This is a genomic window from Confluentibacter sediminis, assembly GCF_003258355.1.
Taxonomy (GTDB): Bacteria; Bacteroidota; Bacteroidia; order Flavobacteriales; family Flavobacteriaceae; genus Confluentibacter; species Confluentibacter sediminis.
Map to the genome: position 1 here is coordinate 190937 of NZ_QKPO01000011.1, position 13066 is coordinate 204002.

Annotated in this window: 13 protein-coding genes; 2 read left to right on the top strand and 11 right to left on the bottom strand. The window is 32.9% G+C overall.

Annotation, left to right across the window (positions count from 1 at the left end; genetic code table 11):
* Nucleotides 1–67: 67 nt before the first annotated feature.
* From DKT72_RS11085 to hemA, 11 genes are all read right to left on the bottom strand, one after another.
* On the bottom strand, nucleotides 68–541 hold the full coding sequence (locus DKT72_RS11085) for a methylated-DNA--[protein]-cysteine S-methyltransferase (RefSeq protein ID WP_111308806.1): 474 nt from the start codon (nucleotides 539–541) through the stop codon (nucleotides 68–70).
* Complete coding sequence (locus tag DKT72_RS11090) at nucleotides 541–1617, bottom strand: CNNM domain-containing protein (protein ID WP_111308807.1); 1077 nt, start codon at nucleotides 1615–1617, stop codon at nucleotides 541–543. The genes DKT72_RS11085 and DKT72_RS11090 overlap by 1 nt, the downstream gene beginning before the upstream one ends.
* Nucleotides 1618–1642: 25 nt before the next feature.
* Entirely contained in the window at nucleotides 1643–2632 is a 990-nt protein-coding gene (hemB, locus tag DKT72_RS11095; protein WP_111308808.1) for a porphobilinogen synthase, read from the bottom strand.
* Nucleotides 2633–2643: 11 nt separating this feature from the next.
* Nucleotides 2644–3030: a YchJ family protein gene (locus DKT72_RS11100; protein ID WP_111308809.1), complete on the bottom strand. Its 387-nt coding sequence runs from the start codon at nucleotides 3028–3030 to the stop codon at nucleotides 2644–2646.
* Nucleotides 3030–3932, bottom strand: coding sequence for an oxygen-dependent coproporphyrinogen oxidase (hemF, locus tag DKT72_RS11105; RefSeq protein ID WP_111308810.1), 903 nt, complete (start codon nucleotides 3930–3932; stop codon nucleotides 3030–3032). Before hemF ends, DKT72_RS11100 begins: the two co-directional genes overlap by 1 nt.
* Nucleotides 3932–5233, bottom strand: a complete 1302-nt coding sequence (gene nhaA, locus DKT72_RS11110; protein ID WP_111308811.1) for a Na+/H+ antiporter NhaA — start codon at nucleotides 5231–5233, stop codon at nucleotides 3932–3934. The genes hemF and nhaA overlap by 1 nt, the downstream gene beginning before the upstream one ends.
* Nucleotides 5234–5242: 9 nt before the next feature.
* On the bottom strand, nucleotides 5243–6268 hold the full coding sequence (gene hemE / locus DKT72_RS11115; RefSeq protein WP_111308812.1) for a uroporphyrinogen decarboxylase: 1026 nt from the start codon (nucleotides 6266–6268) through the stop codon (nucleotides 5243–5245).
* 84 nt (nucleotides 6269–6352) lie between these two features.
* Nucleotides 6353–7927 (bottom strand): hydroxymethylbilane synthase, encoded by a 1575-nt coding sequence (gene hemC / locus DKT72_RS11120; RefSeq protein ID WP_111308813.1) that lies wholly within the window; start codon nucleotides 7925–7927, stop codon nucleotides 6353–6355.
* A gap of 56 nt (nucleotides 7928–7983) precedes the next feature.
* Nucleotides 7984–8670, bottom strand: a complete 687-nt coding sequence (locus DKT72_RS11125) for a potassium channel family protein (protein WP_111308814.1) — start codon at nucleotides 8668–8670, stop codon at nucleotides 7984–7986.
* Nucleotides 8671–8682: 12 nt separating this feature from the next.
* A complete protein-coding gene (locus DKT72_RS11130; RefSeq protein ID WP_111308815.1) occupies nucleotides 8683–10422 on the bottom strand; it encodes a TrkH family potassium uptake protein in 1740 nt (579 codons plus the stop codon).
* An 84-nt stretch (nucleotides 10423–10506) separates the two neighbouring features.
* A complete protein-coding gene (gene hemA / locus DKT72_RS11135; RefSeq protein WP_111308816.1) occupies nucleotides 10507–11769 on the bottom strand; it encodes a glutamyl-tRNA reductase in 1263 nt (420 codons plus the stop codon).
* Between the two features lie 183 nt (nucleotides 11770–11952).
* Here hemA and DKT72_RS11140 point away from each other — a divergent pair, with 183 nt between their 5' ends.
* Together DKT72_RS11140 and DKT72_RS18375 are read left to right on the top strand one after the other, a co-directional pair.
* Nucleotides 11953–12858 (top strand): helix-turn-helix transcriptional regulator, encoded by a 906-nt coding sequence (locus DKT72_RS11140; protein WP_111308817.1) that lies wholly within the window; start codon nucleotides 11953–11955, stop codon nucleotides 12856–12858.
* 36 nt (nucleotides 12859–12894) lie between these two features.
* Entirely contained in the window at nucleotides 12895–13062 is a 168-nt protein-coding gene (locus tag DKT72_RS18375; RefSeq protein WP_220628115.1) for a hypothetical protein, read from the top strand.
* Nucleotides 13063–13066 lie beyond the last annotated feature (4 nt).

Below are 13066 nucleotides of genomic sequence, written 5' to 3' on the forward strand. Positions count from 1 at the left end.
TCTAATATTTAGTAGAATTAAATATAGTAATTTATGATGAACTTCTTAATATTTTAAAAATTGAAAGTCAAAATAAAGATTGTTGCTTAAAAGGACTTTCATGTTCTAAAAGCCATTGCTTGCGATGCAATCCACCAGCATAACCCGTTAAGCTACCGTCACTACCAATAACACGGTGGCAAGGAACTACAATCCATAAAGGGTTTTTGGCATTGGCATTGGCAACAGCGCGAATAGCTTTTATATCACCAATTTGTTTAGATAAGTCTAAATAGGAAACGGTTTTTCCATAAGGAATTTGTTCCAGCAGTTCCCATACTTTCTTTTGAAATTCGGTGCCTTCAGGGTTTAATTTAAGGTCGAAATTTTTACGGATGCCTTGAAAATATTCTTCCAACTGAAAGGCACAATCTTCAAGATGTATCGGAATAATATCGGTGATTTTTTCATCAGAATTAAGAACGGTTACAGATGAAACTCCATTTGTATCACCTATAATTTTAGTATAACCCAAAGGTGTTTTAATGATGCATTCTTCCATTAGTTTTGAGAATTATCTTCATGGTAAATTCCTAATTTTTTAGCACGTAATTCCCAGCTTCTTCTTGCTAAATGTTGAAGATCTGATACACTGTCGCTTTCATCCATAATTTCTAAACCTAAAAGTGTTTCAATCACATCTTCCATAGTAACCAATCCGCTGACACTTCCATATTCGTCAACCACTAATGCCATATGATTGCGTGATTCAACTAACTTTTCGAAAAGATTTGGGATGGGTAATTTCCTATCCACAACGATAATATCTCTTTTTAATTCTGATAGTTTTTTTAAGCCATTATCAAGAGCCATTTCTTTAAAGATATCATCTTTTAGAACAAGTCCCTCAATGTTATCTGGATTGTCTGAATAAATGGGAATTCTTGAAAAACGTAGGTTTAAATTTTTATTGAAAAAATCTTCAACGGTTGTATTTCCATTTTCTACCTTCATAACGGTTCGTGGTGTCATAATATCTTTTACAAACACCTCTTTAAACGTTAGTAAATTCTTGATTATTTTAATTTCGTTATCTTGAAATACGCCTTCTTCATGTGCTATATCGGTCATAACCATAAAACTTTCTCTACTTAAAACACTAACATGACCTTTACCTCCAATTAATTTTGTGGTAAGTTGCATAAGCCAAAGTAATCCCGTCCATTTTAAGGGGAAAATTAGAATATTGAGTGCTTTAGAAGTGAAATTTGCCAGTTGTTTCCAGTAAGTGGCACCAATTGTTTTTGGAATGATTTCTGAGGCTGTCAATATAAGGAAAGTCATGACAGCCGAAACGATAAAAACACCATAACTGTCGCCATCCCCATATATGGTTTCGGCCTGTTTACCTACTAAAATAGCCCCCACTGTATGGGCAATGGTGTTAAGTGTTAGAATAGCAATTAGAGGTCTGTCTACATCATTTCTTAAAGCTTCAAGTTCAGTGGCGTAAAGTTTGCCTTCTTTTTTTTTAATTTTTAGAAATGTTGGGGTAATACTTAAAAAAACAGCTTCCAAAATAGAACATAGAAAAGAAAAGAAAATAGAAATTAAGCCGTAAAATATTAATAACCCCATGAATTTATAAATGTTTATTGCTAATTTACGAAATCAATTTCACAATATCCTTAGCAAAATAACTTGCAATAATATCTGCCCCAGCACGTTTTATGGCAGTTACCTGTTCTAATATAACGGCATCATGGTCTAACCAGCCTTTTTCGGCAGCTGCTTTTACCATGGCATATTCACCAGAAACTTGATATACAGCTACAGGCACATCAACGGCATTTTTAATGTCTCGAACAATATCTAAATAGCATAAGCCTGGTTTTACCATCACGATGTCTGCACCTTCATCAATATCCATTTTGGTTTCTCTAATAGCTTCTATTCTATTGGCATAATCCATTTGATAGGTTTTTTTATCTTTTGGAATGTTAATCATGTCAACAGGAGCAGAATCTAAGGCGTCACGAAATGGTCCGTAAAATGCCGATGCATATTTTGCAGAATAACTCATGATACCGGTATTAATAAAACCATGATTTTCTAAAACTTCACGCATTTGTATAATTCTACCATCATTCATATCGCTTGGTGCTACAAAATCGGCACCAGCTTGTGCATGTGTTAAAGCCATTTTTGCCAAAACTTCAGAGGAGGCGTCGTTAAGAATGATACCGTTTTCAACAATACCATCATGACCGTAAACGGAGTATGGGTCTAAGGCTACATCCGTCATCACTAACATGTCGGGACAGGCATTTTTAACTATTTTAACCGCACGTTGCATGAGCCCATCAGGATTTATAGCCTCTGTACCTTTATTGTCTTTTAAACTGTCTGGTACTTTAGCAAATAGTAAAACCGATTTAAGCCCTAAATGCCAAAGGTCTTTAACTTCTTTTTCTAACACATCTAAACTATAACGAAAGTAATTGGGCATGGATGGAATTTCATCTTTAACGTTTTTGCCTTCCACCACAAAAAGTGGCACTAAAAAATCGTTAGGTGAGATGAGGGTTTCGCGAACCATAGAACGAATAGCTTCGTTTGTTCTTAGTCTTCTATTTCTTCTTAATGGGAACATTGTTTTATTTTTTATTTACTTAATCCTAAGTAAGTCCAGTGATTATTTTGTTTTACAAAAGCAGATTTTTCATGAATGATTTCTACTTTTCCGTTTTCATAAAAATAAGCGTTAAATGTTACCGTTCCTTCTGTATCGTTTTGGGTTCCTTTAAAAGTTTCTAAAACTTCTAATTTTAACCATCGAACGGATTTAGACCATTTAACAATTTCTTTTTTTTCTTTAATTGGTCGTGTTGAACTATGGTGGCTTTGCATTAAATAGTCGCCATCAGCTAATACAAATGCACTATATCTTGAGCGCATTAATTGTTCTGCAGTTTCAACCTCTGCTAAATTTTTATGTGCTATTTCACAGCAATTATTATATGATTTTAAACTTCCGCAGTAACAATTCATTACACCCAATCTTTAGGATTTTTTAATACGCTCAAAAGCTTTTCTTCGTCGCTTCCTTTTTCTGGATGATGGTCGTAAACCCATTGCACGTGTGGCGGTAAACTCATTAAAATACTTTCTATACGTCCGTTGGTTTTCAATCCGAAAAGGGTACCTTTATCATGAACCAAATTAAACTCCACATAACGTCCCCGTCGAATTTCTTGCCAAGTACGCTGCGCATCAGTATAAGGCAAATCCTTTCGTTTTTCAACTATTGGTAGATAAGCATCTAAAAAACTATTGCCAACCTCTGTTACAAAGTTATACCAGTTTTCCATGCCCATAGTTTTGGTAGCTTTACAATAATCGAAAAATAAGCCACCAATGCCTCGTCCTTCATGTCTATGAGCATTATAAAAATACTCGTCGCAACGTTTTTTATAATCGGGATAAAATTCGGAATGATGTTTGTCACAAGCCGTTTTACATACTTGATGGAAATGAATGGCGTCTTCTTCAAATAAATAGTAAGGTGTTAAATCTTGTCCACCACCAAACCAGCTATCTATCATGTCTCCATTTTCATCATACATTTCAAAATAGCGCCAATTAGCATGGACTGTTGGTACCATGGGGTTTTTTGGATGAAGTACTAAACTGATTCCACAAGCAAAAAAATCAACATCACCCACATTAAAATAGGTTTGCATGGATTTTGGTAATTTTCCATGAACCCCCGAAATGTTAACCCCACCTTTTTCAAATACATGGCCATTTTCAATCACGCGGGTTCTTCCACCACCGCCTTCTGGACGTTTCCATATATCTTCTTTAAAAGTGGCTTTGCCATCTATTTTTTCTAAAGTTGAAGTAATGGTATCTTGTAGAGAATGGATGTATTTAAAGAATGTATCTTTCATTATATTTTTTTAGTTGTTGTAACACTTAAAATAATATAACCAATGATGGCCGATATTAACGAGCCTATAAGAATGCCGATTTTTGCAGAGTCTAAATAAATAGGATCCTCTATAAAAGCTAAACTTGCAATAAAAATAGCCATAGTAAATCCAATACCAGCTAAAAAGGACACGCCTATAATTTGCCTTGGGCTAATATCTATGGGCACTTCAATAATTTTTGTTTTTTCAGCTAAAAATATAATACTGGAAATACCGAGGCTTTTCCCGATAATTAAACAAATAATGATATTTATGACTAAAGCAAAGTCTAACGGAATATCACTATTAATAATAACACCGGCATTTGCCAATGCAAAAATAGGTATGATGAAATAAGCAACCCAATCATGAAGATTATGTTCTAAGTGTTGAAGAGGTGATTGGTACTTGTTTGCCCAATCTTCCAAATTATCAATTTCGTTAATTTGTTCTTTTGAAAGAATGGGTTTTTTTAAAATTGAAGCTTTTCTAATGTTTTCTGTAATTTCCACTAAATTATCTACAAACTCAGGCGTTTTGATTTTTTGACTAATGGGTACAGAAAATGCCAATAAAACACCAGCAAGCGTAGGATGTATGCCGGCTTTTAAAAATAGGGTCCAAATAACAATTCCAAAAGAAATCATTATAAATTTAGAATAATATCCTTTATAAGATATAAGATACAAAATAGCTAATAGCGTAATGGCAGTTATTAATAACCCAAAGCTAATGTTCCCACTATAAAACAAAGCAATAACCAAAACAGCCCCCAAATCATCAACAATAGCGAAAGCCGTTAAGAAAACTTTTAAGCTTAAAGGAACTTTATTGCCAAGGAGTTTTAATACAGCCAATGAGAAGGCAATATCGGTAGCCATAGGAATGCCCCAGCCCTTGAACGTTTCGGGGTTTTGATTTAAAATAACAAAGATACCTACAGGCACTAACATACCTCCTAAAGCACCAAACAGAGGAAAAGCTATTTTTTTAATAGAGTTTAATTCGCCAATAAGAAATTCCCTTTTGATTTCTAGTCCAATTAAAAAAAAGAAAATCGCCATCAACCCATCATTAACCCATAAAATTAAAGGTTTATATAACTCAAAATGTTGGGTCGTGAAACCTATTTTATATTGCCAAAGCGATTGATAGCTCTCAGAAAAAGGAGAATTAGCCCAAGCCAAAGCAACAATGGTCGCTGCCATTAATAAGATACCGCTAAAGCTTTCTATCTTGACAAATTTTTGAAATGGAGATAAGATTTTTTCAGGTATCATGTATTGGTTTTAACTTTTATATTCTTTCACGGCATCAATAAATGCTTTGGCGTGGTCTAAGGGAATGTTAGGCAAAATACCATGACCAAGATTTACAATGTATTTATCTTTACCAAACTCATTAATCATTTGATGCACCATTTTTTTAATTTCAGAAGGAGGCGATAATAAACGAGCTGGGTCAAAATTACCTTGCAGCGTGATGTTCCCGCCCGTTAAATACCGCGCATTTCTGGGAGAGCATGTCCAATCGATACCTAATGCAGAGGCATTGCTTTTTGACATATCGCCAAGCGCAAACCAACAGCCTTTTCCAAAGGCAATAACAGGAGCATCATCTTTTAAGGCTTCAATAATTTGATTGATATATTGCCAAGAAAATTCTTGATAATCGACGGGTGATAACATACCGCCCCAAGAATCAAATACTTGAACGGCATCAACGCCTGCTTTCACTTTTTCCTTTAAATAGGCAATTGTTGTATCTGTAATTTTTTGAAGTAAGAGATGAGCTGCGACAGGATTTGTAAAGCAAAACTCTTTAGCTTTATCAAAGGTTTTACTGCCTTGACCTTGCACACAATAACATAAAATGGTCCAGGGTGAACCCGCAAAACCAATCAAAGGAACTTCATCATTCAACAATTCTTTGGTAGCTTTTATGGCTTGGTATACATAGTCTAATGCCACGGTTACATCTGGAACAATAACATTGTCAACATCTTTAGATGTGCGAACTGGATTAGGCAAATAAGGTCCAAAATTAGGTTTCATTTGTACTTCAATATCCATGGCCTGTGGAATCACCAAAATATCACTAAATAATATAGCGGCATCCATACCATAACGACGGATTGGTTGTACCGTAATTTCACTTGCAATTTCTGGAGTTTGGCAACGTGTGAAGAAATCGTATTTCTCGCGTAGTGCTATAAATTCTGGTAAATAACGGCCTGCTTGACGCATCATCCACACAGGGGGTCTATCTACAGTTTCTCCTTTTAACGCTCTTAAAAATAAATCGTTTTTTATCATGTTTTTTGTTGTTAGTTGTTGGTTGTTAGTTTTTGGTTTCTGGAATGGATTACTTCAAAACCTCAAACTAACAACCAACAACTATTATATATAATGCTCATTAACCAATTCAATAACACTTTCCACGGTTGGAACTTTTGAAACTCTAACATCTTTAAAATGTTTCTTTGCCTCGGTTGCCGTGGTATCACCAATACAAAAAGCAATGCCATGTGCTTTGTTTTTTTCTAAATAACTTTGTACTGTTGAAGGACTGTAAAACATAATACCCTCAATAGATTCTGGTAGTTTTATAGCATCGAACTTTGTTTGATAGGCTTCTACTTCATTTACTTTTATATTGTTTTCTTCTAAAATTGTCGGTAAATCATCCAATCTTAAATCACTACAAAAATACGTCACTTCATTTCCTTCCATGTATTCCACTAAATAGTGAGCTAATTTTTTTGCGCTATTTTCTGAATGGGTAACTTTACCAATCTTTTTTTCAACCAATTGTTTCGTTCTCCTGCCTACACAATAAATATTTTTAAATTGTAACTCGATGGCAGAATAATTTGTTATTAAAGATTCTACGGCATTTTTACTGGTTATAACAACGTTTTTTATTTCATTTTTTAAAAATCGCGGATGTATCCTGTTTAAACTTATTTTAATGAAGTCGGTACTATCAAAAACCACTTTTTCATGAAATAAAAGTTTCTGACTTTCAGTAAGCGTTTTGGTTGAATAGACAGTCGTTTTTTTGTTTGAATTTTTAATGACATCCATTAAGCGTTTGCCTCCACGTTCAATAACAAATTCGGCACAAAAATTAGCTATATCATGATGTTCGCCTAATTTTTTAACTCTGGTAACATCAATTCTTTTAGAACCGTCGGTACTTAACAAAACACCCTTAAAAGTGACTTCTTCATTTTTAATATAAGCCAAAGCTCCAATAGGGGCTGTGCAGCCACCTTCTAATTTGTTTAAAAACTCACGTTCAATAGTAGTGCAAATCTCTGTTTCTTCATGATTTAGTTCTTTGCAAATCGTTCTAGTATCTTCATCATCTTGTAACGCTGTAATCATAATGGCACCTTGCGCAGGGGCAGGAACCATCCACTCTAAATTAATGGCGTCTTCAGGTCTTAAGCCAATTCTGCCAATGCCTGCGGCAGCGAAAATGGCACCATTCCAATCATTGTCTTCTAACTTTTGTAAACGAGAGTTTACATTTCCTCGTAAATCTACAATCGTATGGGTTGGAAACCTATTTAACCATTGCGCACGTCTACGCAAACTTCCTGTAGCAACAACACCTTTCTTTGAACTTAAAAACTCTTCGTTATCTTTAAAAATCAACGTGTCATGGACGTTACCACGTTTTAAAACGGCTGCTTGAACAATACCTTGTGGTAAAACCGTTGGAACATCTTTTAAAGAATGTACGGCAATATCAATATCATGATTTAGCATGGCAATGTCTAAAGTACGAGTAAAGATTCCTGTGATTCCCAGTTCATATAAAGGTTTGTCCAAAACCAAATCGCCAGTAGATTTTACGGGAACCAACTGGGTTTTATGACCTAAGGTTTCAAGTTGACTTTGAACTATTTTGGCTTGCCACAGTGCTAATTCACTATCGCGAGTACCAATTCTTATTATTTTAGACATGTATTAAAGCTCTATTTTTTATGGATGTATTATTCTTTTTTTATTAGATTGGATTGTTAGCTCATATTTCCAATTTCAGAAATTTTTTCGTTTAAACCAAACACCACTAGAACATCGTCGATTTCAATAACCGTGTCCCCCGTAGGAATTCCAATAACTTCTAATTGGGTTGTAGAAACACCAATTAAGTTTGTTTTTTCTTTTTTACGTAAAATGGTAATAATATTTAAGTTGTAGGTCCCTCTAAAATTTAAATCTATAATTGTTTTGCCAACAAAAGCCTCAGGGGTTTTAACTTCAGATATGGAATAACGATTATCAATTTTAAAATTATCTACAATATTTTTCAAATTAAGCTTATCGGTTAATTTGTCCGCAGCTTCTTGTTCAGGATGAACAATAAAATCAATGCCCATGGCTTGTAAAACAGTATCGTGTATGGGAGAAAGTGATCTGCTTATTACCTTCGCCTTAGATAGTTTTTTAATAATAGCTGTTGTTATTATGGCTGCGCCTTCGTTTTCGCCAATGGCTACAACAGCTATATCTGTTTGTTTTATTGGAAGGGCTTGATATGCTTGTTCGTTTGTTGAGTCTAGACAAATGCTATGGGAAATTTTATCTTTAATTAAATTAACTTTGTCCATTTTAACATCAACGCCAATAACCTCATTGCCTGTTTCTGTAAGGCTTAAAGCTAATGACATTCCAAAATTGCCGAGACCAAAAATGATAACTTTCATAATTATCGAATTTTAATTTATTAAAATATTTTCTTGTGGATATTGATAAAATTTTTGTTCTACTTCACCAAGCATACCAAATAGTAAGTTAAGCATACCAATTCTGCCTAAAAACATAACAATTATAATAACAATTTTACTAGAATAGCACAATGTAGGTGTTACATTTAAACTTAAGCCAACGGTACTGTATGCCGAGAAACATTCAAAAGCTATTTCTAGTAGGTTTTTTTCAGGTTCGAAAAACAGTAATAAAGTAATGGCTATACCAATAACAATTAACGAAATGCAGATAATGGCAAACGCCCTGTTTACAGTGCTACTTGAAATCTCCCTAGTGTTAATCTCTATTCTTTTTCTTCCTCGGGCTGTTGCAAAAATATTTAAAATAGCTATAGCAAAGGTACTTGTCTTTATTCCACCACCAGTTGATGCAGGAGATGCTCCAATCCACATCAATAAAATGACAAAAAGTAAAGAAGGTGTAGCTACTTGTGTATAATCTATGGTGTTAAAACCTGCGGTTCTTGGTGTTACCGATGAAAACATAGCAGCTGTAATTCTTCCAAATGTAGAGGTGTGTTCTTTTAGCGAATAATTAGATTCAGCAAAGTAGAAAAACACAAATCCAATAACAAGCAGAATACTTGTGGTCACTAAGATTAATTTAGAGTTTAGGGTAATAACCCTAACCGATTGCAATTTTTTCTTTTTGTGAAATAGGTTAACAAAGAAATTTTTAAAATAAGCTACAATATTAAATACTATGTTATAGCCTAAGCCGCCAAAAATAATAAGCACCATAATGACCCATTGCAACGAGTAATCAAAGCGAAGGCCTGGATCGTAAAAACTTGTTGATGAGGTTGAGAAACCGGCATTACAAAATGCAGAAATGGAGTGAAAAATAGAGAAAAATAGTTTGTTCTCAACAGATGTAACCTCATCAATTGAGGTATATATAAGAATGGCTCCAATAATTTCTAAACCAAAAGTAAACAAAACAATTTTTACTGCCATCTTAAAAACGTCTTGCAGGTTTTCAGAAGCAGTAAAATCTTTTACATACATGCCTTCACGGAAGGATGAGCTTTCTTTAAAAAAATAAGCAAAAAAGGACGTAAAGGTTAAAATGCCTAAACCACCAATTTGTATTAAAACCATAATAACGGTTTGTCCTAATTGAGTGAAGTCGTTTGCAGTATCTAAAACGGCTAATCCTGTTACGCAAATAGCACTTGTGGATGTAAAAAGGGCATCAATAAATGAAATGCCATTTGTTGTTACTCGAGGAAGCATTAAAAAAAAAGCTCCAATAAGCGAAAAAATACCAAAGCTACCAATAAACAAAATGGCAGGGTTAAAGTAAATTTTATAAATATATTTTATTAAAAATGAAAGTCTTATAAGTAAATAAAAGAAGAGTCCAATCTCAAATACAACTTTAGTTTTTAAAGTATGCTGAACTATGGAATAATCATTGTTGTAAAATATAAATGAAGTAGCGGCAATTAAAGTTATTAGTAAAATAGTAATATTCAATCTTACAGATTTCTTAGAACTTTTATCTTTAAATTGATAGCTTTTCATCACGTTAAAAGCTATTAATATAATTACAATAGCAAAAAAGCCAACTAGTTTATACGGTTTATAATCATCATTAATAGTGAAACCAAAATCAAAGATTAAGAAGAATAAAATAAAGACATCTATAAAACGATATAGATTTATAAAGGTTTTGTTGTTTTTCATTTTATCTTAAAACTTTAAGTTTTTTTACTTTGTTCTTTGGAGTTAAAATCTAATCATAAGAATAAAGTAACAAATGTAAAAGTTTTAAACATTTGTTGGGGTTTCTTCTAGCTGAAATACTTTTTTAATAAGCTCTAAGCTTTCTTCCGTAGACATATTATCGTTTTTTAAATGAGATGCAAAATGATTAGTGATTTTTTGAATGATATTATTGCTAATCAGTTCAGCCTGCACTTCATTAAAATCTGAAAGTTTTTTGCGTTGGGTATCTAACTCAGAAGAAGCAAAATCAAGTAATTTATGTTTTAAAGCTTTTATGGTTGGGGCAAACTTTCTAGTTTCTAACCAATCATTAAACTCAATATTTACCTCTTCAATAATGGCTTCAGCCAAAGGAATATGGGTTTTTCTTCTTTCTAAGGTTTCATCGGTAATTTGAGAAAGATGGTCTAAATGAACGAGCTTAACATTCCCTAAATCTTCAACATTTTCGTCCACATTTTTAGGGATGGACAAATCTAAAATTAAAAGTGGTCTTTTTGTTTGTATAACCTGTTTATCTATAGTTGGGTGTTGGGCGCCAGTTGCTACAATTAATATATCTGAGCTATTGATTTCTTCTTGTAAATTAGCATAATCTTTAACTATTAAATTGAACTTTCCAGCAATTTGTTCGGCTTTGTTTTTTGTTCTATTTATTAAAGTAATATGTTCGTTTTTAGTGTGCTTTATTAAGTTTTCACAAGTGTTTCTTCCTATTTTTCCAGTGCCAAAAAGTAAAATATTTTTATTTTTAATATCTTCAACTGTGTTGAAAATATATTGAACCGAAGCAAATGACACGGATGTTGCGCCAGACGATAATTCGGTTTCGTTTTTAATGCGTTTACTTGCCTGAATGACAGCATTAACAAGGCGTTCAATAAAGGGATTTAATAATTCGTTTTTTCTTGAGAGTTTCGCACTTAGTTTTAATTGGCTAATAATTTCAAAATCACCTAAAATCTGACTATCTAATCCAGAGCCAACTCGAAACATATGAGATATAGCTTCTTTGTTTTTATAAATATATGCTACTCCTTGAAATTCTTCAACCGTACCATTGGTATTATCGCAAAGCAATTTTATAAGTTGATAGGGGTGTTGTGCAAACCCATAAATCTCGGTTCTATTACAAGTGGAAGTCACTATTAAACTTTCAATGTTTTCAGCTTTAGCTTGATCAAGCAGTGCTTTTTTTGAATCTTCATTCAAACTAAAGCGGCCTCTTATGTCAGCATCGGCTTTTTTATAGCTCAAACCAATGGCATAAAAGTAATTACTTCTAGATATGTTGTATTTTTGCATGCTCTCCCTGAAAATTGCGAGAACAAATGTATGCTGATGGGAAGATAAAAAATAACGCTCAAAGAACTTTTAGTATCGTTTCTGGTTTTTTAATCGCTTTTTATGCTAAAATATGATAATTATCATATTTTAGCATATATTTAAATAGCTTTAAGCAATGTAATTTATAACGAATCTAAATAAATGGTTGTGATTAGTGATAAAAATCAAATAGAAAATGTCGCTCAAAGTACTTTTGAAGAAACAAAAGTCGATGTTGGTTTTTTTGTTTTTACCTATAAAAATGACAAAAGTGCTTTTCAAAGTATTGTTAAAGAGGTACATAATGATTTTATTCAATTTCATTTTTGTATTAAGGGATCTGCTAAATTTATATTTAATGAAGGAAGGTATGCTTTAAATATTCTAGAAGAAAATTCATTGCTATTATATAATCCGCAAAGAGAGCTACCAATTAATCTGGAAATACATCCAAATTCTTGGATGGTCACTATTCTTATATCCATAAAGAAATTTCATGGGTTGTTTTCTCAAGAAGCCGATTATATTTCATTTTTAAGTGAAGATAACAAAGACAAAAAATATTATAAAGATGGGGTAATATCACCATCTATGGCCATTGTTTTAAATCAGGTTATAAGTTATAACCTCAATAAATCTATTAAAAGCCTGTATTTTAAAGGAAAGGCTTATGAACTTTTAAGTTTATATTTTAATAGAAGTGAAGATGCTAATATTGAACAATGTCCGTTTTTAGTAGACGAAACCAATGTGATTAAAATAAGAAAAGCTAAAGAAATTATAATATCACGTATGTCAGAACCACCAAGTTTGCAAGAGCTTGCAGATGAGATTGGTTTAAACCTAAAAAAGTTAAAAGAAGGCTTTAAACAAATTTATGGCGATTCCGTTTTTAGTTTTTTATTTGATTATAAAATGGAAGTCGCCAGGAAATTATTAGAATCTGGGGAAAATAATGTTAACGAAGTGGGGCTTAAAGTTGGTTACAGTACGGCAAGTCATTTTATTGCAGCATTTAAAAAGAAATATGGCACCACACCTAAAAAATATCTTATGTCTTTAAATTAAGCTAAAAAGAATTACAATCTTAAAACAAATAAACAAATGACATTTTTAACTCCAGAAATAGAAGCGTTATCTAAAAATATGATTACTAAATCTTTAATACGACCCACTATTTCCTGTGGCATTTTTCAAGATTTGGATATTGATGATGAAAAGACCACATTATATTGCCAACAAAAATTAGAAAATAACAAAGGATTAATTTAGTATT

What these genes read in the sequence shown, in the direction of transcription:
- hemA (WP_111308816.1), bottom strand. Translation starts at nt 11,769, where the DNA reads ATGCAAAAATACAACATATCTAGAAGTAATTACTTTTATGCCATTGGT.
- hemC (WP_111308813.1), bottom strand. Translation starts at nt 7,927, where the DNA reads ATGTCTAAAATAATAAGAATTGGTACTCGCGATAGTGAATTAGCACTG.
- DKT72_RS11130 (WP_111308815.1), bottom strand. Translation starts at nt 10,422, where the DNA reads ATGAAAAACAACAAAACCTTTATAAATCTATATCGTTTTATAGATGTC.
- DKT72_RS11085 (WP_111308806.1), bottom strand. Translation starts at nt 541, where the DNA reads ATGGAAGAATGCATCATTAAAACACCTTTGGGTTATACTAAAATTATA.
- hemB (WP_111308808.1), bottom strand. Translation starts at nt 2,632, where the DNA reads ATGTTCCCATTAAGAAGAAATAGAAGACTAAGAACAAACGAAGCTATT.
- DKT72_RS11140 (WP_111308817.1), top strand. Translation starts at nt 11,953, where the DNA reads ATGGTTGTGATTAGTGATAAAAATCAAATAGAAAATGTCGCTCAAAGT.
- DKT72_RS11125 (WP_111308814.1), bottom strand. Translation starts at nt 8,670, where the DNA reads ATGAAAGTTATCATTTTTGGTCTCGGCAATTTTGGAATGTCATTAGCT.
- DKT72_RS11090 (WP_111308807.1), bottom strand. Translation starts at nt 1,617, where the DNA reads ATGGGGTTATTAATATTTTACGGCTTAATTTCTATTTTCTTTTCTTTT.
- nhaA (WP_111308811.1), bottom strand. Translation starts at nt 5,233, where the DNA reads ATGATACCTGAAAAAATCTTATCTCCATTTCAAAAATTTGTCAAGATA.
- DKT72_RS11100 (WP_111308809.1), bottom strand. Translation starts at nt 3,030, where the DNA reads ATGAATTGTTACTGCGGAAGTTTAAAATCATATAATAATTGCTGTGAA.
- hemE (WP_111308812.1), bottom strand. Translation starts at nt 6,268, where the DNA reads ATGATAAAAAACGATTTATTTTTAAGAGCGTTAAAAGGAGAAACTGTA.
- DKT72_RS18375 (WP_220628115.1), top strand. Translation starts at nt 12,895, where the DNA reads ATGACATTTTTAACTCCAGAAATAGAAGCGTTATCTAAAAATATGATT.
- hemF (WP_111308810.1), bottom strand. Translation starts at nt 3,932, where the DNA reads ATGAAAGATACATTCTTTAAATACATCCATTCTCTACAAGATACCATT.